Source organism: Enterococcus pallens ATCC BAA-351 (assembly GCF_000407485.1).
GTDB lineage: Bacteria > Bacillota > Bacilli > Lactobacillales > Enterococcaceae > Enterococcus_A > Enterococcus_A pallens.
Genome location: NZ_ASWD01000004.1, coordinates 231,727 through 256,882, shown reverse-complemented (window position 1 = coordinate 256,882; position 25,156 = coordinate 231,727). Strand labels below are relative to the sequence as shown.

24 protein-coding genes are annotated in these 25,156 nt (G+C 41.1%); 15 read left to right on the top strand and 9 right to left on the bottom strand.

Annotated elements, in window-relative coordinates:
- Positions 1–233: 233 nt before the first annotated feature.
- The 8 genes from I588_RS18915 to I588_RS18880 all read left to right on the top strand — a co-directional run bounded on the left by I588_RS18915 (position 234) and on the right by I588_RS18880 (position 8,300).
- Positions 234–923, top strand: a complete 690-nt coding sequence (locus tag I588_RS18915) for a response regulator transcription factor (RefSeq protein ID WP_010758465.1) — start codon at positions 234–236, stop codon at positions 921–923.
- The gene (locus I588_RS18910; protein WP_010758464.1) at positions 913–2,175 is read left to right on the top strand and encodes a sensor histidine kinase; all 1,263 of its coding nucleotides are present in this window, start codon (positions 913–915) and stop codon (positions 2,173–2,175) included. The genes I588_RS18915 and I588_RS18910 overlap by 11 nt, the downstream gene beginning before the upstream one ends.
- A 173-nt stretch (positions 2,176–2,348) precedes the next feature.
- Positions 2,349–3,134: a polyphosphate polymerase domain-containing protein gene (locus I588_RS18905; protein ID WP_010758463.1), complete on the top strand. Its 786-nt coding sequence runs from the start codon at positions 2,349–2,351 to the stop codon at positions 3,132–3,134.
- Positions 3,127–3,804: a DUF4956 domain-containing protein gene (locus tag I588_RS18900; RefSeq protein WP_010758462.1), complete on the top strand. Its 678-nt coding sequence runs from the start codon at positions 3,127–3,129 to the stop codon at positions 3,802–3,804. The genes I588_RS18905 and I588_RS18900 overlap by 8 nt, the downstream gene beginning before the upstream one ends.
- Positions 3,805–4,042: 238 nt before the next feature.
- Entirely contained in the window at positions 4,043–5,866 is a 1,824-nt protein-coding gene (locus I588_RS18895; protein WP_010758461.1) for a carbohydrate-binding domain-containing protein, read from the top strand.
- Between the two features lie 55 nt (positions 5,867–5,921).
- Positions 5,922–6,980 (top strand): bifunctional glycosyltransferase family 2/GtrA family protein, encoded by a 1,059-nt coding sequence (locus tag I588_RS18890; protein ID WP_010758460.1) that lies wholly within the window; start codon positions 5,922–5,924, stop codon positions 6,978–6,980.
- Positions 6,970–7,887 (top strand): phosphodiester glycosidase family protein, encoded by a 918-nt coding sequence (locus I588_RS18885; RefSeq protein WP_034694139.1) that lies wholly within the window; start codon positions 6,970–6,972, stop codon positions 7,885–7,887. The genes I588_RS18890 and I588_RS18885 overlap by 11 nt, the downstream gene beginning before the upstream one ends.
- Positions 7,888–7,901: 14 nt before the next feature.
- Positions 7,902–8,300: a hypothetical protein gene (locus tag I588_RS18880; RefSeq protein ID WP_010758458.1), complete on the top strand. Its 399-nt coding sequence runs from the start codon at positions 7,902–7,904 to the stop codon at positions 8,298–8,300.
- 46 nt (positions 8,301–8,346) lie between these two features.
- On the opposite strand, the gene I588_RS18875 is transcribed toward I588_RS18880, so the two are convergent.
- On the bottom strand, positions 8,347–8,535 hold the full coding sequence (locus I588_RS18875; protein ID WP_010758457.1) for a hypothetical protein: 189 nt from the start codon (positions 8,533–8,535) through the stop codon (positions 8,347–8,349).
- A gap of 127 nt (positions 8,536–8,662) precedes the next feature.
- On the opposite strand from I588_RS18875, the gene I588_RS26525 reads away from it, so the two are divergent.
- From I588_RS26525 to I588_RS18855, 4 genes are all read left to right on the top strand, one after another.
- Entirely contained in the window at positions 8,663–9,247 is a 585-nt protein-coding gene (locus tag I588_RS26525) for a YbhB/YbcL family Raf kinase inhibitor-like protein (RefSeq protein ID WP_010758456.1), read from the top strand.
- A gap of 164 nt (positions 9,248–9,411) precedes the next feature.
- On the top strand, positions 9,412–9,708 hold the full coding sequence (locus tag I588_RS18865) for a type II toxin-antitoxin system RelB/DinJ family antitoxin (protein ID WP_010758455.1): 297 nt from the start codon (positions 9,412–9,414) through the stop codon (positions 9,706–9,708).
- A complete protein-coding gene (locus tag I588_RS18860) occupies positions 9,695–9,985 on the top strand; it encodes a type II toxin-antitoxin system RelE/ParE family toxin (protein ID WP_010758454.1) in 291 nt (96 codons plus the stop codon). The genes I588_RS18865 and I588_RS18860 overlap by 14 nt, the downstream gene beginning before the upstream one ends.
- Positions 9,986–10,301: 316 nt before the next feature.
- Complete coding sequence (locus I588_RS18855) at positions 10,302–11,417, top strand: SLC13 family permease (protein ID WP_010758453.1); 1,116 nt, start codon at positions 10,302–10,304, stop codon at positions 11,415–11,417.
- Positions 11,418–11,467: 50 nt separating this feature from the next.
- Here the strand turns inward: I588_RS18855 and I588_RS18850 are convergent, their stop codons facing one another.
- A complete protein-coding gene (locus I588_RS18850) occupies positions 11,468–12,187 on the bottom strand; it encodes a GntR family transcriptional regulator (RefSeq protein WP_010758452.1) in 720 nt (239 codons plus the stop codon).
- A 126-nt stretch (positions 12,188–12,313) separates the two neighbouring features.
- Here I588_RS18850 and deoD point away from each other — a divergent pair, with 126 nt between their 5' ends.
- The 3 genes from deoD to I588_RS18835 are packed head-to-tail and all read left to right on the top strand — an operon-like array spanning position 12,314 to position 15,594.
- Positions 12,314–13,027 carry a purine-nucleoside phosphorylase gene (gene deoD / locus I588_RS18845; RefSeq protein WP_010758451.1) on the top strand — a complete coding sequence of 238 codons (714 nt, stop codon included), beginning with the start codon at positions 12,314–12,316 and terminating at the stop codon, positions 13,025–13,027.
- A gap of 16 nt (positions 13,028–13,043) precedes the next feature.
- Positions 13,044–14,210: a phosphopentomutase gene (deoB, locus tag I588_RS18840; protein WP_010758450.1), complete on the top strand. Its 1,167-nt coding sequence runs from the start codon at positions 13,044–13,046 to the stop codon at positions 14,208–14,210.
- Positions 14,211–14,223: 13 nt separating this feature from the next.
- Positions 14,224–15,594 (top strand): MFS transporter, encoded by a 1,371-nt coding sequence (locus I588_RS18835; protein WP_010758449.1) that lies wholly within the window; start codon positions 14,224–14,226, stop codon positions 15,592–15,594.
- Positions 15,595–15,673: 79 nt separating this feature from the next.
- Here the strand turns inward: I588_RS18835 and I588_RS18830 are convergent, their stop codons facing one another.
- The 7 genes from I588_RS18830 to I588_RS18800 form a co-directional block, all read right to left on the bottom strand.
- On the bottom strand, positions 15,674–16,330 hold the full coding sequence (locus I588_RS18830; RefSeq protein ID WP_010758448.1) for an alpha/beta fold hydrolase: 657 nt from the start codon (positions 16,328–16,330) through the stop codon (positions 15,674–15,676).
- A gap of 204 nt (positions 16,331–16,534) precedes the next feature.
- Positions 16,535–18,145, bottom strand: coding sequence for a BCCT family transporter (locus tag I588_RS18825; protein ID WP_010758447.1), 1,611 nt, complete (start codon positions 18,143–18,145; stop codon positions 16,535–16,537).
- Positions 18,146–18,350: 205 nt separating this feature from the next.
- Positions 18,351–19,157 (bottom strand): pyrroline-5-carboxylate reductase family protein, encoded by an 807-nt coding sequence (locus tag I588_RS18820; protein ID WP_010758446.1) that lies wholly within the window; start codon positions 19,155–19,157, stop codon positions 18,351–18,353.
- A gap of 58 nt (positions 19,158–19,215) precedes the next feature.
- Positions 19,216–20,601, bottom strand: coding sequence for an MFS transporter (locus I588_RS18815; protein WP_010758445.1), 1,386 nt, complete (start codon positions 20,599–20,601; stop codon positions 19,216–19,218).
- 44 nt (positions 20,602–20,645) lie between these two features.
- The gene (locus I588_RS18810; protein WP_010758444.1) at positions 20,646–21,446 is read right to left on the bottom strand and encodes a glycyl-radical enzyme activating protein; all 801 of its coding nucleotides are present in this window, start codon (positions 21,444–21,446) and stop codon (positions 20,646–20,648) included.
- Between the two features lie 23 nt (positions 21,447–21,469).
- Entirely contained in the window at positions 21,470–23,848 is a 2,379-nt protein-coding gene (locus tag I588_RS18805; protein ID WP_010758443.1) for a glycyl radical protein, read from the bottom strand.
- 111 nt (positions 23,849–23,959) lie between these two features.
- A complete protein-coding gene (locus I588_RS18800) occupies positions 23,960–24,898 on the bottom strand; it encodes a sugar phosphate isomerase/epimerase family protein (RefSeq protein ID WP_010758442.1) in 939 nt (312 codons plus the stop codon).
- Positions 24,899–25,156 lie beyond the last annotated feature (258 nt).

Here is a 25,156-nt window from a genome sequence, read left to right as displayed (position 1 = left end):
CTATTTTAGTGACAGATTGTGCAGGCTGTGCGGCTAGCTAGTTTAAGTCTAAGAAATGAAATTATTAAGTCGTATTTTAGCTAGAAAACGCAAGCTCCTAATTGATAGAGTTTGCTAAATCACTAATAATCATTAAGAATCTGGGATTTTTTTATGATCTTTTTGGCAGGAAAAATTTTACGGCCTGATTTTATGGCATACTAAGCAGAAAATGTCGTAAAAGAGGGATGAAGATGAACAAGCTGTTGATTGTAGATGATGAGGCTGATATTCGGGAGCTGGAGAAAATGCTGCTGGCTTCTTATGTAGATGAGATTATTGAGGCGGAAAATGGGCAGGAGGCCCTGAGTATGGTGGATCAGGATGTTGCCTTGATTATTATGGATTATATGATGCCTAAAATGAATGGTGTTGATGCAGTGAAAGCGATTCGCAACTCCTATTCAGTACCGATCCTATTCATTTCAGCCAAGGGGCAGGAATACGATAAGATTGTCGGCTACTCTGCTGGAGCAGATGACTATTTGGTCAAGCCCTTCTCACCCCAGGAGTTGCAGCTGAAGGTTCAGGCTATGCTGCGACGTTACTTGAATTATAATAGCTCGCAAATACAAACCAATCATTCGCTTCAGGTTCGCGACCTGATATTGCAGCCGGAAACGCGAAGGGTAGTTTTGGCTGATCAGGAAATTACCTTAACAGGGAAAGAGTTTGATATTTTGCAGCTGCTGGCGGAATCACCAGGGCATGTTTTTTCCGCAGAAGCGATCTATGAAACGGTTTGGCAGGAGCCGTATTTTTACAGTTCCAGCAGTACCATCATGACTCATATCAAAAAATTACGGCAAAAAATCGAACAGGACCCGAAAAAGCCGCAGTACATTTTGACCGTGTGGGGAGTGGGGTATAAGATTGAACGATAAAAAGACTACCTTTCCTAAAGAGATTTTTCGCTATTTAATTCTTAGTATCATTAGTGGTGCAATTTTGTTCTTCGTGCTGTTTTTGGGTAATCAGTCATTGTACCATCAAGTGATACAGCCCCAGATGGAAAAGAAGGATTTTTCAGAAGCCACTGCCGAGTTTCAAGAATTTGTCAGTCAGCAGAAGGCGGACAGCTTAGGTCGGTTTACTTGGCAATCCTCAGACGGGACGGTCTTTTATTTGCGCAATGATTCTGAAGCTAGAAATGAACCGAAATTCCATAAAGAACCAGCGGGACCAATTGAAGAGCGGCGGCCATTAGGTACAGAAAAATCTACTACCATTACTTATTCCGATGGGGAAACAAAAACGATTTTTCTAGTAGTTGAGAATCGTTGGCCGATGTATATCGGAATTGTTGCGTCAGTAGTCTTGGGCTTACTCTTTGCGATCGTCTTGTTTTATCGCCAACTATTGAATAAGGCGAAATACATGCACCAAATCGAAAAAGGAACAATCATTTTGGAGGCGGGGGATCTGGATTATCGAATTGCCGAAGAGGGGCATGATGAACTGACACAGATTGCGGCCAGCATTAATCGAATGAGTGAATCACTTAGCGAGAAGATTGTTTTGGAAGCAAAAGCTACCCAGGCATCACGAGAAATCATCAGTGACCTCAGTCATGATATCCGTACGCCCCTCACCATTTTAAGCGGCTATCTGCCTGTGCTGCTGGAAACCGACTTAACTGAAGAGCAGCGGAAATATTTAAATTTGATTCATAAAAAGACCCAACAGATGAATACTCGTGTGAATGATCTGCTGGAGTATGCAACGATTTTTTCCGGGCAACGTCCTTTAGAGCTGCAAACAATTGACGGCCGGATGATGTTTGAACAATTCATCACGGAGCTGCTGCCGATTGCAGAGGTTACTTATGAGCTGGATATTCCAGCTCAAACGAGAATTGTGGGGGATATGAGTTTGCTGGAGCGCTTGTTTGATAATCTTATTTCCAATATCAACCAGCACGCTGATCTAAAGCAAGGGGTCGATGTGCGAATTCAGGTACAAAATGATCAGCTTCAGGTGATTATCAAGAACACCGTTGGCGAGTCTGATTCAAGTATTGGCAAGTCATTAGGGGTGAAGATCTCCACCATGATCGTAGAGCTTCATCAGGGGCAGATGACTAGTACAACTCTCGGGAAAATCTACCAAACAGAAATTCTGCTGCCGATAAAATGAGGGAAGCAAGGGAACAATTGAATATTAATTAAGAGCAGTCAATCACTGGCTGCTCTTTTTTTGTGCATTTTTCAAACTTCAGATTTGTTCAGATTTACTTCAGAAGGAGTTCAGATTCATTGGTTATGCTACATACATCGCTAATCAATGAATCAACAAGGAGGAATTTCAGCATGGCAAAAGTAAAAGTGAAAAGCGGAGAAATCTTTGAACGCCGCGAGAAAAAATATTTAATGACTCCAGAGAAGTTCGATCTGCTGCTGACCCGTTTACAAGAATATATGACGATTGATGAATATGGACTGCATACAATCCATACGATCTATTACGATACTGAGGATTTGGCGGTCATTCGTCATTCGGTAGACAAGCCTAAATTCAAAGAAAAAATGCGATTGCGCAGCTATGGTCTAGCAACTAATCAATCCACCGTTTATCTGGAATTGAAGAAGAAGGTAGCTGGTGTAACCTACAAACGCAGAACAGCTATGACATATCAGGAGGCAAAAAATTTTCTTAATTATGGAGTGAAGCCGCAGGAGCAAAAGCAGATATTTAAAGAGCTTGACTGGTACACCCAGCAGCAAAAGCTTCAATCAACAGTTCTGATCAGTTATGACCGGATTGCCTTGAAGCATAAGAAGGACGAAAACTTCCGTATCACCTTTGATCAGAATATTCGTTATTCTTTGGAGCATTTCGAATTAGATCAGGTGGATCAACATCCGCAAATACGATTAACAACTGAGCCGACTGTCCTAATGGAGGTCAAAATTTTTGAGGCGTTCCCGCTAGAAATCAGCCGTCTTTTTTCCGAATTGCAAATTTTTCAAGGAAAGTTTACGAAATACGGAAATGTTTACCATTGGGTGCTGTTTCCTGAATGGGAAAAACAGCATACGCGTCAAAGCAACCAAACAATCAAAACAATTGAACGAGGGGAATCACTTTATGCTTGATAGTATTCTTAGCAACAATGTCAGTGAGATGACTGTTACGCTGACTCAAATTCTATTAACTATTTCATCCAGTCTTATTCTAGGTTTTCTCATTGCGATGGTTCACAAATACCATAACAGCTATTCCAAAAATTTTATGTTTACCATCGCCCTGCTGCCGGTTTTGGTTTCTTCTGTCATTATGATGGTCAACGGGAATTTAGGGGCAGGGATTACGGTAGCCGGTGCCTTTAGCCTAGTTCGTTTCCGCTCCGCTCCAGGAAATGCTCGTGAGATTACTACTATTTTTTTCTCCATGGCTGTGGGATTAGCGATTGGGATGGGGTATATCGTTTATGCAACGATCTTTAGCCTATTTGTCAGTCTAGCAATGATTGTTTATACCAACTTGAAGTTTGGTGACGCTATGGAGAATGTTCGACAAGTACGTATTACAGTTCCTGAGTACACCAATTATATGAGGGATTTTGATCCAGTGCTGCAGAAATTTACTAGTTATCATCAGCTGGACCAGATCAAGACGACCAACTTAGGCAGCTTGTTCGAAGTATCCTTCACCGTTCATGAGAAAAATCCTTACCAGGAGAAAGAATTTTTAGATGAGCTGCGATTAGTGAATAGTAATTTACCAATTGTTGTCCAACCAGCAGGAAGTGGGAAGGATTTATAGCCCACAGAAAGAAGAGGGTTATTATGCTGATCTATTTAACCGCCTTATTTGGCTTAGTATGGATGTTATTACCTGAAAAACAATGAATAAAAGCTTGTCATAAAGCAAAGAAAATCAGCAGATAAAAACAGGAAGTTTGCTGATTTTAGTCGCTTACCACAGCTTCAGCGAAGGCATAAAAAACAGACTACGAATTACTCTTTATGCTGAAAGTTGAAGAAAAGAGAGGGAGAAACGGATGAAAAAAAGACTATCCATCGCATCGCTGCTGTTAGCACTGGCATTAACTGGCGGCGTTGTCTACAAAGTGACCGCCACTCAGACTGAGGAGGCCAGTACTGCCGCTAGTTTGACTAGTTCTTCTACCAATAATAAAACAAATTCTACTGTTTTAGCAGCAACTGGTGAGTACGATGAAGAAGATAAAACTACCACTTATGATGAAAGTACAGCTACACAGATTACCTTAAAGGATGAGGGATCCAGTGTTAATGGGGACGGTGCAGAGGTTTTAGACAATACCATCACAATAACCAAAGGAGGTACCTATGTAGTTTCTGGCACACTAACCAATGGACAAATTGTCATTAGCAGCACCGATTCAGAAACAGTTCGAGTTGTACTGAATAATGCGAGCATTACTAATGAAACCGCTGCTGCAATTTCAGTTGCACAAGCTGAAAAAACAGTAATAACTACGGCAGAAAATACATCGAATCTGGTAGCTGCAACGGCTGCGAGCTTCGCGGAAACCGAGGAAGCGCAGGCTGCAATCTACAGTAAGGATGACTTAACCTTAAACGGTTCGGGCACATTGGAGGTGCAAGCAACAGCGGGACACGGAATTCAAAGTAAAAATGATTTAAAGGTAACCAGTGGGACTTATATCATTGATAGTGGCAATGAAGGACTCAAAGGAAAGGACTCTGTTCAAATTTTAGATGGAGATTTTACAATCACTGCAGCAAATGATGGAATTCAAGCTACTAATGCTGAAGAATCAGATAAGGGCTACATTGTTTTAGACGGTGGGACCTACACAATTAATAGTGAGAACGATGGGATTCAGGCCGAAACATATTTAATTGCTAACAATCCCACCATTGATATCACTACGAATGCTAGCGGAACAGCTGACGATACTCAAAGCTACAAAGGACTGAAGGCCGGTAGTGATCTGACGATCAATGGTGGAACGTACACCATTGATTCAGTAGACGACAGTGTTCATTCCAACGGCAATGCAACTATTACTGGCGGAACTTTAAATCTAACGACTGAGGATGATGGGATTCATGCCGATGGTACTACAACGGTTTCTGCTGGAGAAGTAAATATTTTGAACTCTTATGAAGGGATTGAAGGAGCAAACGTTGTTCTGTCAGGCGGTAACATAAACGTTGTTTCGACGGACGACGGCATTAATGCTGCTGGAGGATCAACTACAGATGAAGGGTCTGATGCTGCTGAGCAAAATTCATTTGGTCCCGATTCCTTCAAGGAAAGCAGCAGCGGTGATTATACCATCACCATTGAGGGTGGAACTATTCAGGTCAATGCAGAAGGGGATGGATTGGATTCCAATGGCGACATTACTATGACAGGTGGTCAATTGACTATCTATGGCCCAGTCAGCGGTGGAAACGGTGCCCTTGATTATGATGGAACCTTCGATATAACTGGCGGTACTCTGTACAGCTTTGGTTCTTCGGATATGGCTCAGTCGACTAGTGATACTTCTACCCAGCCAAGTATTCAGCTTTGGTTAGACAATCAGCTGCAGGCTGGCGAAGTAGTTACGTTAAAAGACAGTCAAGGCAATGTAATTAGCGAAGCAACTTCTAATAAAACTTTCGCTAACTTAGTGATTAGTGATCCAGCAATTCAAACCGGTCAAACCTATACGATTGATTTTTCTAGTGGAACTTCAACAACTGTTACCGTTAATTCTGCAGTAACATCAGTGGATTCCTCAGGTGCTGCTGTAGAAGCCAACCAAGGAATGATGGGCGGCGGAGGACCTGGTGGAGCTCCTGGCGGCAACAGAGAGGCTCGAAACTAGCAGGTAAAGAAGGAGACTTTTCCTTCTTTACCTTTTCAAAAAAGGAGAGAAATCTATGACAGCCAGTATTGTAATCCCAACCTATGAACCAGAGTCCCGCTTTTTACCCTTTTTAACTACATTGCTGAGTCAAACAGATCGGCCAATTATCGTAATTGATGATGGATCGAGTGACGCTTATCAAGCGGTTTTTCAGGAAGCAAAACGTAAAGGCGCAATTTTGCTGACTCATTCGCAAAATAAGGGCAAAGGCTCCGCTTTAAAAACTGCTATGCGTTTCCAGCTTAAGCATTTGTCTGAAGCTGATGGCATGGTAACGGCTGACAGCGATGGACAACATCAGGTGGCTGATATTTTAAAAATTGCTGATCTGGTTGAAAAGAATCAGGATACGCTTTTTTTAGGTACACGTCAGTTTGACCAAGAGCAGATCCCCTTCAAAAGCCGCTATGGGAATAAACTAACAGCTCTGATGTTTCGTTTTTCCACCGGGACGGCTTTGTCGGATACTCAAACCGGTTTGCGGGGCATTCCTCAAAAATATTTATTTCAGTTGCTGGAGATTCCTGGTCAACGTTTTGAATATGAGATGAATATGCTAATGCAGGCGAATGAATTCGGTCTTTCGCTGGAAGAAATCCCGATAGAAACGATTTATTTTGGAAATAATGAGCATTCGCATTTTCGTAGTGTAATGGATTCCTGGTTGGTGTATCTTCCTTTCTTGAAATTTATTATTAACTCAGGTTTATCTGCGATCTTTGATATTTTATTTTTTGTTATCCTGTTGAAGCTGGTCTTCCCAACGGCTTCCAATGCGCTATTTGTGGCCACCGCAATAGCTAGAATTAGCAGTGGCTTTTTGAACTATCAATTAAACCGGCATTTTGTGTTTAAAAGCGCTCATAAACAGATTGGTGAAGCAGGCAAATATGCCTTGCTCTTTATGGGGCAATTGTTGTTAAGCAGTCTGATGGTTCAAGGATTGGCCGGATTATTTCAACACATTATTCTAGTTAAAGTAGTTGTTGATTGCGGGATTTTCTTTCTCAGTTTTTATATTCAGCGACGCTTTGTTTTTAAGAGAGGGGATATGAAGATTGATCAAACATAGAAAGTTTCCTTGGTTTTTCGCAGCCTTATTCCTGCTAATCTGCTTTACTAGTTTTGTTTTATTGGATACGTTTGTGGTTCCGAAAACCTATTCGGCTATTGCTACCAATACAACAGCAGAAACGACTGAAGCAGCTTCGAATACTGCTGCAGAGTCTAGTGAAAGCTCTGAAGCAGTCATTACAGAAAATAGTTATCAAGATGATGACATGACAATTACTATCTCGACAGAACAAGCCGCGGATACCACTTATTACGTTGCGGATATTCAGGTGACCAATAGTGATCAACTAAAAACCGCCTTTGCTAATAATACTTATGGCCGCAATATCAAGGAAACAACTTCTGCCATTGCTTCTGAGAATCAAGCAATATTAGCAATCAATGGGGATTATTATGGCTTTCGCGATACTGGTTATGTGATTCGCAATGGTAGTTTATATCGGGATACGGCAGAGGAGGATACAGATGCTTTAGTCATTGATAGCGATGGGAACTTTTCGCTTGTGAACCAGTCGGAGGTATCAGCTGAGTCATTATTAAAGGAGGGAGCCATGCAAGTTTTTTCTTTTGGCCCTGCTTTAGTTGAAAATGGTGAACTAGTGGTATCTAGTGAAGAGGAGGTTGCCCAATCTATGTCCAGCAACCCCAGAACAGCGATTGGACAGATTGGTGAAAATCATTATATCATCATTGTTTCGGATGGACGGACGGCTGATAGTGCTGGATTGTCCTTGTATCAGTTAGGCGAAATTTTCAAGAGCAAAGGAGCAACCATTGCTTACAACCTTGACGGCGGGGGTTCTTCTACCATGGTATTTAATGGACAAGTAGTGAATACTCCGGTGGCTGGAGCAAAAGGAGATGCCGGCAGCGAACGTTCAGTCAGCGATATCATTTATTTTTAGAAAAGAGTGATTTTATGCGTGTCAATCGATGGTTAATTAGTTTAGCATCAGGTTCAGCGTTTCTTTATATTTTCAAAACAGTCTACAATTCTTTCGGTCATGGTGTAACCAGTGAAGCATTAGATAATGCTTGGTGGTGGCCGCTGACTTTATTCTTTTTTCTGCTAGTTATCAGAATAGTTAAACCGGCTGTAATTAAGACATTTTACATGAGAAATAGTTGCCGCAGCTATTTATTAGCAGTGATCAGCGTTGTATGTGGTCAAGTTTTAAGTGGTATTTTTGAAATTGCCGGGACTTCCTCTAGCTATGTACGAGTTTATGATTTGGCAGCGTTGATTTTTATTCTCATCGGCAGCGTTTATTTAGTCACAGCAATAAGAGTTCTAAGCTTAAAGCATTCAAATATCTAAAGAAAAAGCTATCCTTTATATGAAAGGATGGCTTTTTCGAATGCGCTTATTTTTGCTTTTTTCGGAATAAGGGTTCGTCTTTATTTTTATAATAATTGGGATTGAATTCATCATCATGTTTTACACCTAACAAAGAGCTGAACATAGGACTAAAGCCAATAATACCTAATATAATAGAAATAGGAAGATAAAATCTTTTTTTATAATACCATTTTTGCTTTTTTTGACTAGACATTTGAATCCCTCCTCTTCATACTAAGTATAACAGATAGTTTGTGGATAAAGGAGAGCGGCTGAATGTTTTCCACATGTGGGTAAGTGTAAGTTTTGGCAATCTGGATGTTGGAGGGGGAGTTAAACAAATGAAAGGGCAGTGGAGAAATAGGCTGATTAGTGCTGGGGTGGTATTAATCTGTTTGTTGGCAGGTTTTTTTGTTTTCCTTGGGTCTAGGGATATGGAAGATGTCGAGTTGGGAGTGCCGGAAATTGAGGTACGATCCACATCGATTACTCAGGAAGGAAAGCTGTTATTAACCTGTGGATCAGATAAAAGTAAAAATGATCCGGCTGGGGATAATCAAAGTCCTCAGGTTAGTTGGAATCAAGTGATGGGCGCCAAAAGCTACGTAGTTGTGATGGTGGATGAAGATGCCAGCTGGATTCACTGGTACGTGGATGACTTAACTGTGACCGAATTGCCGCAGGGAGCTTACAATAAAGAATATGAGGGGCCTTACCCTCCAGCGCTTCTAGGTAGTCGACACAATTATCGAATCGAAGTATTTGCTTTGCGGCAGCCGCCGGATATTGTGACAGTCAAACTGGATAAAAGAAATTCATATCCGGAAATCATCAACGATCTGGACACAGCCAAAGGGGAAAGACGGAATATTTTAGCTCGTGGGTATATTGTCGGAAGTTATCAACATGGGGATAAGACAGAATAGGGAAAGAGTTATCACGAATACTATTGTTTTGTGAGTTTTAAAAAGTCTATATAAATGGTTAAAGTACATTTTAGATATTGTATATGTAGTCGATTGTATACGATTGTATCGTTTTTCGTATGTATTGTGCTATAATGGGTGTGCAAGAAGGAGGATGAGCAATTATGGCTACAATAAGAATTGATGACAATCTAAAAAAAGAAGCAGATGAGATGTTTGATGAGATTGGTATGAATACCTCGGTTGCAGTTAAAATATTTTTAACTAAATTTGTGAAAACTGGTAAATTCCCTTTTGAAATTGAAGTAGTTGATTATCAGCCAAATAGTGAAACAAAACAGGCATTTGAAGAAACAGCGGAAATGATTAAGCATTCCGACTTAAAAAATGACGAAGATTTAGCTGACTATTTCTCTAGAATGAAGAAAGAAGCACATGAGGAGTCAGATGTTAAATTATAAAACTACTAAGCGGTTTGATAAAGATTTAAAAAAGTTAATCCGACAAGGGAAACCAATTGAAAAATTACAATCAGCAATGAATTTGTTGATAAACGAAGAAGAACTAGGCGATGAATTTAGACTCCATCCATTAGAACCAAAAAATCAAGTTCCAAAACGCTGGGATATTCATATCGGTGGAAGAAATAGCGATTGGATTCTGCTATTTTATTATGTTAGTTCCAGCAATACTATAATTTTCGAGCGAACAGGGAGTCATTCGGAACTATTCAAATAACAGTAGATTCTGTTTGACAATAGTTAGTATAAAATACTGTAGACTTTTTAGTGTGCTATCAAAAATTCCAATGAGGCCGATCGGGTTTTATTGGAATTTTTTTCATACAAAGGGATGCTGAGATAAGGTATAAAGCTGTTTTAACCTATATCATTTATCCCAAAAACTAAAGAATTTAAGCGGAATATTCTTGTAGGCTTCCAGTAATATAAGTATACTAGAGCCTTAAGTAGACAAAATCGGATGAAGGTACTAATAGGTTGCAGGACTCGTGACTATAAGCTGCCAGTAAATGAAGGAATGTTTGGGTGAATAAATGACGAAAATATACAGTTTTTTTAAAAAGGACCTGCTTTTCACGGTTTCGGGGGTATTGGCGCTGGGGGCTTGCTTGCTGGGAAGAGTATCTATGGGTTTTATTGATTTTCATGTAATCTTTACACTGTTAGGGTTAATGGGAGTTATAAAGGTTTTTGAGCGCTTAGGTGTGTTGGATTATTTTGCTGAAAAACTGATTCGGATTTCGAATACCAACCGCAGTTTAATCCGAAACTTAACCTTCCTAGCTTTTTTCTCCTCTATGATTTTAACCAACGATATTGCGATTTTGACTCTGCTGCCGGTATTTTTGAAGATTGTGCAAAAAATGCCGCGATTCAAAGGGAAAATTGCCGGAACAACCTTGCTTATCGTTGCCGCTAATCTAGGCAGCAGCTGTTTGCCTTTTGGTAATCCGCAAAATCTATATTTATTTGAACATTACCAGCTGAGCTTTATTAATTTTTGCATATTAATGTTGCCGTTTTTCTGTCTGTCAGTCGTGGTGTTGTTGGCGGCCTGCCAGTTACTTTCGGTTGAACCGCTGATGATTGAAGTGGAACATCCCCCAGCCTTGAATATGAAAAATTTGTTGCTGCCAGCTGTGGCTATGCTATTGATGATTTTATCGGTTTTACATGTTATTCCTTACGAAGCAGCTGTGGTACTGGCAGTTGGCTTAACCTTTATTGCTGATAAGGGGGCGTTAAAACAGATTGATTATCGTCTATTAGGCACCTTTGTGTTTTTCTTTTTGATTGTTGGAAATCTTAGTGAAATTCCCGCTTTTATTGCTGTTATCCAGCGAATGATGAGCAGTTTCTTATCTGTATTGCTTAGCTCAGCGCTGCTTAGTCAGGTCATCAGCAATGTTCCAGCCGCTCTGCTGCTGGCTCCTTTTACGAACCAGGGCAGTGCATTGATTTTAGGGACAAATATTGGTGGATTGGGTACGTTACTGGCTTCTTTAGCCAATTTGATTGGTTACAAAGTGTTCGCCAGCTATTTTCCTCAAGAGAAAAAGCGGCTGTTTCAACTGTTTACATTAATCAATTTAGTTTTTTTAGCAGTCTTTCTTCTATTTTTTTATTTGTGGTATAAGCTTGGCAGTTAAAATAAAAATGGCAATGACAACCTCTAGTAACAGGCTGCCATTGCCATTTTTTATTTGCGGACGGTTAGCTGCAGCTGAGCAAACTGCTCAGGAATATAAAACTTATTGTGAGCCAGCACGCGATCCTCCTTGTAGATTGTTTCAACCAGCAGGACACAAGCCTCCCCGCCTACCATTGAATAGCGTTGAGAAGTCATATTGCCAGCTGCAGTCTTTTTAATTTCGATTGTAGCATGGGTAGCCTCTTGATAAATCGTGTTCTCCAATACCTCTTTAAAGCCTGCTTCATCATGCAAATCAATGCCCAACCCCTCAAGAACATCAATTGGCAGATAGGTAAAACAAAAGGCCAAATATTTTCCCGCAGCACCATACCAGCGTTCCACTGAAACAACAGCTGTAGACTTCTTTTCAAGTACTTTTCTAGTGTAGGCACTGTCTAAATCGATACTAAAATACATTTCGACTTCTTCAATCGTTTCGATCTGAGCTTTGTAGACTGGATTGCTGAGCTTTTCAAGACCGTCTTTCGACTTGTCTACTGGTTCTTTTACGATAAAGTTCCCTTTCCCGTGAATGTTTTTGACTAGACCGTCATCTTGTAAAAAAGCTAAAGCTTGTCTAAGCGTCATGCGGCTAATGCCCAGCTGCTTAGCTAATTCTGGTTCCGAGGGCAACTTGTCTGAAGAAAATTCATTATTATTAATCATGTGGTACAGCTGATGATAAGCTTTGACATACAAGGGTTCCTTACGGTTTTCTTCGCTCATGAAATCGCTCCTGCATTGTTTTTTATTTTATTTTACCATAAAAGGGCTTGCAAAAGCAGAACAACGCCATTATACTTGTATAAAATAATTAATAAAAAATAGACAAGTTAAAAAAGGAGAATGAATATGACAGAGAAAAGTACGCCGCATATTGTATTAGAGGGACAAGAAATTGCTGAAACAATCTTGCTTCCTGGTGATCCGTTACGTGCAAAATTGATTGCGGATACATTTTTAGACAACTCAGTACAATTTAATCATGTGCGGAATATGTTTGGTTACACAGGGGAATACAAGGGGAAAAAGATTTCGGTTATGGGAACAGGTATGGGAATGCCTAGCATGGGACTTTATTCTTATGAACTGATCCATACCTTTGGTGTAAAGAACTTGATTCGGATTGGTTCCTGTGGCGCTTTACAAGAAGAGATTCCTTTGCATGATTTAGTGATTGCCATGGCAGCTGCGACGAATTCCAGCTATGCTGATCAATATGAACTGCCAGGACAACTGCCAGCAACCGCATCTTATGACTTGTTGGAAAAAGCAGTGAATACAGCGAAAGCCAAAGGTCAATCTTTCCATGTGGGTACTATTTTAACGTCAGATATTTTTTATCATCCAAGTAAAACCTTCAATCAAAAATGGCAGGAAATGGGTGTGTTGGCGATTGATATGGAAACAGCCGCGTTATATTGGAATGCGATTGCAGCTAATGTAAACGCTTTGAGTATTATGACAGTCAGCGACAATATTATTACCGGAGAAGCCTTATCAGCAGAGGATCGACAAACTGCGTTCTCTAATATGATGGAGACGGCTCTTGAAATGACACTTTAAGAAAGAAGGAACAAACATGTTTAAACGAGTACATTTAATTGTTTTGGATTCAGTGGGTATTGGAGAAGCACCAGATGCTGAAAAATTCGGGGATGTTGGCTCAGATACCTTGGGTCACATTGCTGAGAAAGCCGGATTAGTTATTCCTAATATGGAACAGCTGGGATTAGGTACGATCGCTCCCTTAAATGGGGTTACTGCTTTGGCCGACCATTATGGTTATGCCACAAAGCTGGAGGAAATATCAGTTGGTAAAGATACTATGACTGGTCATTGGGAAATTGCTGGATTAAATATTCAAAAACCGTTCCGCGTATTTCCTGAGGGGTTCCCAGCAGAACTATTGCAGCAGATTGAAGAATTTTCTGGTCGCAAGATTGTCTGTAATAAACCTTATTCTGGAACAGCCGTAATTGATGATTACGGGGAGCATCAAATGAAGACAGGTGATTTAATCGTCTACACTTCTGCTGATCCGGTGCTGCAAATTGCAGCTCACGAAGAAATTATTCCATTGGAGGAATTGTACAAAATTTGTCAGTATGCTCGTGACATTACCAAAGATGAGCCTTACATGATCGGTCGGATTATTGCTCGGCCTTATGTGGGAGAGCCTGGCAATTTCACTCGAACTAGTAATCGACACGATTATGCGCTAGATCCATTTGGCAAAACGGTGCTGGATGCATTGAAGGAGAACGGTAAAGCAGTGATTGCTGTTGGGAAAATCAATGATATCTTCAACGGACAAGGAATAACGGCATCCGTTCGCACTAAAAACAATATGGATGGAGTAGACAAGCTGCTGGAGGTTATGAAGCAAGACTTTACTGGCTTGAGCTTTACTAATCTGGTTGATTTTGATGCTGTGTTTGGTCATCGACGGGATGTGATTGGGTATGGACAAGCGATCGATGCATTTGACCGTCGTTTGCCAGAGATTTTTGAGGCATTAGAAGAAGAGGACTTGCTGCTGATTACGGCTGACCATGGGAATGATCCAACATTTCCAGGAACCGATCACACCAGAGAATATGTACCATTGTTGGCTTACAGTAAGAAGATGAAGAAGCAGGGAAGTCTGCCACAGGGTTATTATTCTGACATTGCAGCCACAATCGCTGAGAATTTTGCGGTGTCTGCACCGGCAAACGGTCAAAGCTTTTTAGCAAAGCTAAAATAAAGGGGATAAAAAAATGGAGTATGCAGTAGAAGAGAAAAAAGTTGAGGTTGGTAAAGTTGTTCCGATTATCTTGTTTTTAATGGTTTTTTCCTTAGTAATCGACAACTCATTCAAAATTATTTCACCGGAATTAGTCAGCTATTTCGGTGTGTCGGCTAGTACAGTCAGCTGGCAGGTTACGCTGGCGGGATTATTCATCGGTATGGGAGCAGTTGTCTATGCCTCCTTGGCCGATTCAGTAAGTATTCGAACCTTGTTAATTATTGGGATCGGTTTGATTTGCGGGGGTTCACTCTTGGGCTATCTTGTTCATGAAAGCTATTGGCTGGTAGTGTTGGCGCGAGTGATTCAAGCTTCGGGGCTGGGGGCAACCGAAACCTTGTATCTCATTTTTATTGCTAAATATGCCGATCCGAAAAAACAGAAAAAATACATGGGATATAGTACCAGCAGCTTTCAAATTGCTACAGTGATTGGTACCTTGACAGGTGGATTCATTACCACGCATTTAGCTTGGCAGCATTTATTTATTATTCCGTTGTTCACGGTTTTGTGTGTGCCTTTTATTTTGAAATACTTGCCTAAAGAGGAAACCACCAAGAACCATATCGATGTGTTAGGTTTGATTCTAGTTGCTGCTGTTTCAACTTCGGTAATGCTGTATCTGTCTTACTTTGATTGGCGCTTTTTTACAGCTTTTGTGTTAGCGACAGCGTTGTTTTTAGGGTATATAACGAAAAATAAAACGGCATTTATTACTATTGAGTTTTTCAAAAATAAACTGTTTGTCTTTGTGTTACTGACAGCCTTCCTGCTGTATTCTACACAATCAGCTTATACGTTAAATGCTTTCTCTTTCTTTATGGTAGAGGTCTATCATGTAGGTTTGGATTCCGTTTCTGCTATGTTCATTCCAGCCTGTCTAGCAGCCGCCCTAGTTGGCAGTTTTTCTGGTAAAATCAGTCAAAATTTAAGCAGTCTCCAATGCATTTATTTGGCACTGGGAATGATCATTCTTAACATTTTGGGTGGGGCCTTGCTTATGGGTCAATCAGTTATTGTCTTCATTGTTTCCCTTGTATTGACCTCTTGCAGCTTCGCGCTGATCTATGCGCCGCTGATCCATACATGCTTGTTAAAGGTAGGGGAAGAACATAAAGGGACAGCACTGGGTTTCTACAATTTATGTGTTAATGTAGCCATGTCCATCGGCTTCACCTATTCTTCCTTTTTTATAGATAACCAGGCAGTGCGTTTGCCTTTTGTTGCTGGCGAAATGGCGGCTCATTACAGTGCAGTATTGCTGATTATCGCCTTAATTGCTTTTCTCGCACTGGCAGTGTTCACTATTTTTGCCAGAAAACAGTTAAAAACTGAGAATTAGTTTAAAAGAGACTGTGTTTTATGTTACAGTCTCTTTTTTCGTCGATTTTATCGATTTTTGCTAGAAGCGGTTATTTGTGCTAAACAAAGAAATCCATTAAATGGGGATAAAGTAAATCCTGATTGATAATGTAGCTGGCATGGTCGTGACCATTCATAATTTTCAAGGTCGCATTGGGCAGAGTTGCTAATAGATTGATATAAGTTTCTGGTTTGAAAATATCATCATCGGCTCTTACCAGCAGCGTTGGCGTATGCACTTTACGAATCTCTTCCAATTCAATGTTGGGCTGTTCCAGCATCAATTTGAAGAGTGGATCTTTGGTTTCCTCATAGGTTTCTTTTACGAATTGATAGCTTTCTTCGGTAAAATCTTCAGGCTTTAGATTAACGCCCAGCAAAGCCATTTTTTTAATCAGCGCCGGCTCTTTCATTGCCAGCATCAAACCAATAATCGCGCCATCGCTGAAGCCAACTAAATTCACCGGGCCTAAATCCAACTCCTTAATGAAGCTGTAGATATCCTCAACCATCGTTTCATAAGCATAGTCCCCGGTTTTCTGACTTTGTCCATGATTGCGGCTGTCAATCGCGTAGAGTGTATAGTGCTCGGCAAGCTTTGCGGCTAGTTCAGTAAATATTTGGTGATCTTCACCATTTCCGTGGAGTAAAAGCATCGGTTCACCGCAGCCGCTTACTTGGTAGAAAAGGGAGATGCCGTTTGTTTGAATCTGCATATGGAGACTCCTTTCTGAGATGTTGCTGGATTCAATTATAGAGGAATTTTTTAGGAAAAGGAATAGAATCAAAAAAGTAGCAGCAGAGTTTTACCGGACTTGCTGTCTACTAAACATGAGAGTTGACGAAAATCGTAAGAAGCCTAAGCTGAATTGAGAAGTGTCTTCTTGATTCAGCTTAAGCTTGTTAGCCGGACTATTTGATTAGATGCTTTCTTCATTGATTATTTTATTTTCCACGAGAGTACTTTTTATCTTTTTTTCCGCATTGCTCTGCTTTTCAGGGGGCATATTGCCTTTCAAGGTCAACAAGTAAGAAGACTGACGGAAAAGCTCGATAAAGCACCAAGCAGTTGGAATGGTCATGAGAATACCCCCGATATTCAGCAAGCCCTTCACTGAATCCATACCACCAGAAGAAACTAACAGATAAGCAATAGAAGTAACAATGACCCCCATCAAAATCTTGATATTTTTAGGTGGTTCATCATCAATTTGCATCGTACAAACACACAAGGAGGATAGAACGGAGCACATGGGATCTGCTAAAGTACAGAAGGAACAGATGACGGCGATCAGAAAAATAAAGATGGCAATCTGACCAAAAGGCAAGGTAGTCAATACTTGATAAACAGTCGTTTGCATACCGCTTGTATGGATCATTTCCCAAATATTCAGCTGTCCAGATGTTTGAACCTGCATGGCCATTCCGCCAAAGACACCAATCCAAACAATACAGAAGATAGACGGAACGAAGATGTTAACGAGTAAAAATTGGCGAACCGTTCTTCCCTTAGCCATGCGCGCTAGAAACATACCAATGACAGGCGCATAGATAAAGAAGGAATTCCAAATAGTAATGCTCCATTCATTGGCCCATTGATCTTGAGGAGCTAATGTATTGTTGCGGGTGATCATGGTGAAGAAGTTGTCGAACATGTAACCGACCGATTCAGTGCTTATTTTGCCAATAAACTGAGCATCACCAGCAAATAGGATATAAACCAGCAAGCAGGCAAAAATAACCATGGTGATATTGGACAGGTTTTTTAAGCCTTTTGACATGCCGGCAATACAAGTTAAAATGAAAAACATACCTACTCCAACAGCTAGAATTAACCAAATTAATGGCCCTTGCTGGATGTTGAAAATACTTTCAAAGCCGGCCCCTAATTGCAGCAAACCAGCCCCCATCGAATTAGAAACAGCACTAGCAAGACAAAAGATGGCAATGATATGAACGAGCGCATTTAACCATGGAATGCGGCGCTTGAAGGTACATTCAATTAAGGAACCAAAGGATAGATTCATTTTCAAATTATAGGAGATCAGTGCAAAGACAACACCACATAAAGAATAGAGACAATATTGAACAAAGGTCCAATCAAACATGGCCTGACTGACTGCAAAAATTGCCGCTTCTCTTGAACCGGCTTCCACTCCAGCAGATACAGGCGGGGTCATAAAATGAAACATTGGCTCACCGAGCGCCCAGAATAGAACACCGCAGCCGATACCACCGCAGATAGCCATAAAGCACCAGTTATGAAATTTGAAATCGGGCTTGGCCTCAGGACCGCCAATTTTGATGTCGCCGAATTTGAATAGAATGATAGCTAAGGCTGCGAAAACGGATACAACTGACAAAGTGTTGATGAACCAACCGAAGTTATCACCGACAAAATAAATAGCATTGTTTAGCAGAGAACCGAATTGTTCTTGGAAGAAGATGCCGAAAATAATTTCAACCAGCAGGATAGCCATCGCCGGGAAAAAGGCTACCTTGTATAATGTGTATTTAGGTTTCTTATCCATATGTACCTCATTTCAATTTCTTGTATTTTATTTCACATGAGCGAATAGACAGAGTTGAGGATGGGGACAGTACTTTAGTATGCAGTGCTCTTTTAACCTAGTTTAAAGTAGGAACGATTACTTAAAGGTGTAAGGCAACGCTTTGCGAAACCTTACACCTATATAGTATATCCGATTTTGTCATCAAAAAAGTGGGAAAAGTGAATTATAATTTACCCAAGTTTTTGGCTTGAGCGACACAGGCTTTGATTCCTTCAGACCAAGTATCGTCAAAGCCTAGTTCAACCATTTTGTTGATGGCAGCTAGGGTAGCAGCACCTGGCAGCAATAATTTTTTCTCTAAATCTTTTGGACTCTCCTCTGAAGTCATCAGCATTTCAGCACTGCCCTTCATTGTTTGAGCAAAAATTTGTAAAGCAGTGTTACCATCGATCCCCATGCTGACAGCTTCTTTGACAATAACATCGGCAATGTGATAGAAGTACGCAGGAGCGGCACCACCAAAGGGAATGATGTCATCAATCAGATCTGTGGGCATTTCTTCAACAATCCCGCTGCTAGTTAAGAAATGGTAAGCTTTTTGATAGTCTTCCTCAGTTAAGGCTTTTCCGCGTGCGACTGCATAAGCCCCCATTCCAACCTGAGCAGTTAGCGTCGGTACGCATTGAACAACCTTGGCATCTTCTCCTAAGTTTTCGCTGAACCATTCAGTACTAATACCAGCAGCTAAAGTAATAAACACGTTTTTATCTGAATAAACGGGTTTGACCTGCGGCATAATGGAACGAATGATTTGCGGCAAGACAGCCACTACTACAATTTCGGAGTTTTCCACTAATTCTTCGATAGAGTCATAGGTTTGATATCCTTTTGACCGATAGTCTGCTAAAACATCGGCATTGATATCAAAAATTCCAATTTCATTTGCTTGGTAGTTTTTACTTAAAGCCACTCCTGACAGAATGGCTCTGACAATATTTCCTCCACCAATGCATCCAACTTTTGTTCCCATACATAAATCATCCCTTCTTTATAAATATTGGGAGAACAAGCTCCCAATAAGCCCCAAATTATTGTGTAATATCTTCTACAATCGGTGTAACGACTTCTTTGTTTCTTCTGGTTGAATTGTTCATGCTAGCTGCATCGCTTAAGTTCATATCCTTGGTTTCAGGAGCCATTACAATCGACAGCACTAAACCTGCTACTGAAATCCCAGCACAGATATATAAAGAAGTTTGCAGACCTAAGTTTTCTAAAACGACAGGTGTAAAGAATGTTGAAACGGCTGACAATATTCGAGTCAATCCTGTAACAAACCCCACTGCAGTCGCTCGGATCTGTGTAGGAAAAAGCTCGTTAGGATAAACGAATTCGTGGGAGCCGCCTGCTGTATTGGAAGCACCAAACATAACGAACAAACCCAATACCATCCAGAATGGCAGGTTAGTATTAGCCGTGAATCCTAGAACAGTTAAGGCAATTGTACAAATTAAGAATGAAGCAATTAAAGTTGGACGTCGGCCTGCTTTATCCATGTATAAGAAAATTGGAACCAAACCAATCAAGTATAAGCAGTTGATAATTGCAGAACCTAAATACTGCAGATTACCGTCAGCAAAGCCCATTTGTTCCATGATTGTCGGCAGGTAAGTGCCAATGGCGAAGACTGGAATGATTTGCATTGTCCAGAAAGCGGCTACGAAGAATACCCATTTGCCATAGCCGTTTTTGAAAATATCTGTAAAGGAAGATTTTTCTGGTTCGATGGTGGGATCGCAGTCCAAAATGACATTATCGCCGATCTTAGCCAAGATCGCTGGGACTTCATCGCCGCGCCCTTTATTCGTCAACCAGCGAGGTGATTCAGGCATGTTGCGAATAGCGATGGACCAGCCAAAAGTTAATACCGCACTGCTGATTAGCATCCAGCGCCAAGCGCCATCTCCTAGCGGGAGCATGAGGTAACAGACAACATTTGATAATGCATAGCCAATAAACCACAACGCGTTCAAGAAACCGACAACATTCCCACGATTTTTTTGTGGTGCGAATTCAGCCAGATAAGGACCAGCAATGGAGAAGGTTGCTCCAACACCCAATCCTAAAACAAGTCGCAGAATAAAGGCCTGCATGGAGTTAGTGATAAAAAATTGCAACAGAGCAGCTGCTGTTAAAAATATGAAATCATACATGTAGATTTTTTTACGTCCGATTAAATCGGTCAGGTAACCGCCGATGATACTTCCGAAAACCATGCCTAGCAGGGTGCCCATCCCAATCAACCCAGACATAACTGGCGTCATTGAGATTTGTGTACCCATTACAGATAAAGCGATGGTCACTGATCCGATCACATAGCCAGTTACCAGCGGGCAGCCCGAACAGTAAGCGATTAGTTTGAGATGGTACTTATTAAAAGGTACTGCGTCCATTGTTACTTCATTGGTGTTCATAGTGTCCTCCTATTTATTACTTGATTTTCCAACGGTGGAGCTTGTTACAAGACAGTATCTACATAGTTTCGCAGGATCGATAGGCAATGCGTCATATGTTCAGCAGATGGCGGCATCAAATCAGCTAAAGGATAGGTGCGGCCTAAGCGTTTGTAGGTTTCAGTCCCTAATCGATGATACGGAAGTAGTTGAACGTGGTGAAGATGCTTTAGCTTAGTGCAAAAGCTGCCGATACCTTCTAATTCCTTATCTGAATCGTTGATTCCCGGAATAATTGGAATACGTACGATCAAGCGGAATTGGTGTTCCAGCTCATTGGTTTTCAGCAGATTATCAAAAATCCGGCTGTTGTCACCGCCGATGTATTTTTTATGTCCTTCTTTTGAGAACATTTTTAAGTCAACAAAAGCGGTATCGACGTAAGTCATAAGAGAGCTGACATCCTCCCAGGGTGCATAAAAGGTGGTTTCAATTGCTGTATTGATACATTCTTCCCAGGCTACTTTTAACAATTCACGAGAAAAATCTGGCTGGGAAAGCATCTCGCCACCGGAAATGGTCAAGCCGCCACCGGAATGGAAGTAGCAGCAGGAGTCTTTGCGAATTTCCTTCATGACAGCTTCAACTGACATCACTTGACCATAGGTACAATTTTTTGTGTGTTCAACTTTAAATGATTGACTTTCCGGGGTAGAGCACCAGAGACAACGCAGTGGACATCCTTTAAGAAAGACAACTGTACGAAAGCCGTCGCCATCATAAACTGATCCGCGTTCGATTCGCAACACCATTCCAGTTGTGCTTGCCTGTTCTTTAGTCCTTTTTCCTGCTAGTTGTTCAATCATGATGATGTCCCCTTTAAGTAAATTTAGCTAACCCAACCGCCAATGGCTGTTCGTCCAATAATTTCGTCTTGAACTTCTTTTCCAAGTTCAATATAAAAAGCAGTATAGCCGGCCACACGGATTAATAATCCACGGTGATTTTCAGGATGCTTTTGCGCATCAATTAGAACTTCTCGATCTACTACATTAAACTGCACGTGGTAAACGTCTAAGGTACACAACGTTTTCAGCAAATTCATCATGTGCGAAATGCCTCGTTGCCCTTCTAAAATCGATGGTTCCAGCTTCATGTTTAACTGAGTTCCCTGCGTGTAGCGAGCATGTGGAATATGACTCACCGATTTCAGCAAAGCGGAAGGACCGTTTTTGTCGGTTCCTCCAGTTGCGCCGATTCCATCCGTTAATGGTGTCCAAGCTTTGCGTCCGGAAGGTAATGCACCTACCCAAGCACCAATTGGCGTGTTTCCTGATACCGGCAGCATGCCAGTAGTCATTTTCCCAAATTTTGTATCGTATTTCTCAAACTCGTCAACGACATAAGTGAAGACTTCACCCACGATCCAGTCAGCGCGTTCGTCATCATTTCCGTATTTAGGAGCTTCTAAGCACAATTCTTGAATTTCTTCATAACCTTCAAAGTTTGCTGCCAGTGCTTGGCATAACTCGTCCATAGAAACTTTCTTTTCATCAAAGACCAGATTACGAACGGCTGCTAGGGAATTGATGATATCTGCTTGACCAACGGTGATAACACCGCCCCCGCAGTTGTATTTTGCACCGCCCATGCTGTAGTCCGTTGCTGATTCTAAGCAATCTGGGAAGCCTAATGACAGAACTGGAACCGGACGGTAGTTCATGCTCAGATAGTCTAGTAGCTGATTACCAGAAACTACTACATCAACAAAATAGCGAATGTGTGCTTTAACGGCTTCGAAGAAATCATCAAAGGTTTTGAAGTTTTTCGCATCCCCCGTTGAAATCGAAACGCGTTCTCCTGTTTTACGACTAACTCCGTCGTTTAACGCCATTTCGATGATACCGCCCATGTTCATATCAGCCATATCGGTGTATTGCTTCATTCGGCCAGACAGATTTGTTTCTACACAGCCGCAGGGATTCCAATCCCAAGCTTCGCTTAATGGGACACCTTTATTTAGCATCATGCGTATACCAGCATCATCGTGGTAAACTGCCGGCATAGTGAGGCCCATCCGATTGGCTTCACAGGCTTTTTGCAGGAAGGAATCTGGATTTTTTGCAATGCTATAACGGACAGACATGTTCGGTTCTTTTAACTTAACATCCATGGTTGCCTGAATGACCATGTAGGACAACTCATTTACTGCATCGTTGCCGTATTGGTCAATACCGCCAGCAGTAACTTGGATGGTTACGCAATAACCAGCCGCAAATTGTGCAGTCACTTCGTCTTGGAACAGGCTTAATTCAGCGATCTTTATCCATAAGCAGTCCAATAATTCTTGCGCTTCATCTTTAGTCATCACTCCGTTGTCGATATCGGCTCTAAAATAAGGGTATAGATATTGGTCGATTCGCCCTAAGTTATATGATGAAGCGTTTTGTTCCATGTAAATCGCGTATTCATAGAATAAAATGCTTTGCAATGCTTCGTGATATGAAGTTGCTGGATGCTCTGGTACACGGCGGCAAACTGCTGCGATTTTTTCCAATTCGGCTTTTCGGATAGAATCCTTACAGTCAGAAGCCATTAATTCGGCTAAATCGGCATGGCGATTCGCTAAGGTGATGATGCCGTCGCAGACAATAATTTCTGCTTTCAAGAATTGAATTTTTTCTAAATCACCAACTTTGGCATCGTCTAGCTTGGCTAAAGCTGCCACCGCTTTTTTGCGAATACCGCCAATTCCTTCAGATAGAATCAGATCCCAGGCAGGAGTTGTTTCACCATACCCACGAACCGCTTTACGGTCGATGTAGATCATGCCATTATCCCGCAATAATTTCATGTCGTCGGGAGCCATTGCTTGCCAACGGTCTAAGACACAACGGTTTTTCCAGTAATCGGAAACCTCTTCTTTAAAGACTTTTTTACCTTCTTCGCTAAGATAAAACGGATCAAATTTTCGAGTGCTGATGGTATCCAGCTCTCGATCCAAAATGGAACATGAACTGTCTGCGCATAAAATTCCAGCCCGTGGTTTGAAGCCAGCACCGCCGACCAATAGCTCGTCGTCTAAAATATAAATATTTTTCTTCTGGCATTGATGTAAGTAGCCTGTCGCCTTTTGAATAATCCAAGGCTGGCCTTCTGTTTCCTTAAACCCTTCTGTTAAGTACTTTGCATTGTAGACATCCATATCTACCCGTGTATTTAAATAGCGTTCTCGTAGTCGATCAATCCGATCCATATAATTATTCACGGTTAAAACTCCTTTTTGTTAGTTTTTTTCCTTAGGTTTCTCACAGATTAGATAACCTGTGAGAAACAAAGGATGAAATATATACGGTTGTTGCTTGGGACAACAACTCTGTTACGCTTTTGCGTTAACAGGTTGGTTTACTTCACGCACACCAACTTTTAGGGTATTGCGCAGATAATCGATACTATCTAGACACGCTTGCATTTCTTTTTCGCGAGCTACTTCTAACGTCTCGTTGCCGATTTCGTACTCTACTTCGAAGGTAATCCGATCAAGCGGTGCCTTTTCTCTTAATGTGCGCAAGATTTTGGCACAATCTAAATCGCCTTTACCAATTGAAGTACCATAAGAATGGACGCCATCAGGATCAACAACTAATTCGATATCACAGAAGTGGCAGCAGTTAGCATAAGGTGCCATTTTTTCGATACATGCTTCAGGTCCTTCGAGAACATTCATGGAGTTCATGGTATCTACACAAGCGCCAACTTGTGGGTGATTCAATTGTTTTACTAGCCAAATCACTTCATCAGCATAAGCATCACAGTGATTTTCAATTGATAAAGTTAAGCCTAATTCTTCTAATAAGGGCAGGCTTTCTTTAAATTCATCATAGCGAACGGCTAATTGACGCATTACATCAGGATGCATACACGTACCGTAAAGTGGACGAGGACGTTCGATGTCTAAGCTAAACTTCACTAAGTCAGCGCCCATTGCTTTTGCGTTGAGCAATGCGTCTTTGACAGTTGAGTTAACACGAGGATCACATGGTGCATTGAAGGAAACATTATATTCTAAATAAAGATCATGAGCTTCAGCTGCCGCCTTTACTTCAGCCAAACGTTCTGGATCCAAAGTAACCAAATCAACGTTAGTAATATGCAAGCCATCCAACCCCCATTCGACGGCTAAATCCATTAATTCTAATAGGTTAATGGACTGTTCAAAAGCATGATCTTCCTGAAAACCCCAGCTTTCACCTAATCCGCTTAAGTGAAGTGTGTACGTGTGCATTCCTAGTTTGATTGGTCGGTTTGTGTCTTTCATTGTTGGTAACCCCTTTTTATTTTTTTATTTTTTCAGGCTGTTCACTTCTTTTCCTATTTAAAAGGAAAACAAAATCGCCTGAATTTGCGTAACTTAGATTTGAAACAATTTCACAAGCGTAGTTTGAAGATTCTATAAAATAGTACGAATCGGCATGCCTGTTTTCTTCCTGTGTGATTAAGAAATCAAATTAAACTATAGAGTTATTTTGAAACTATTTCACAAATGAATATCCAATTGCTTTCAGTGATTTCTTTT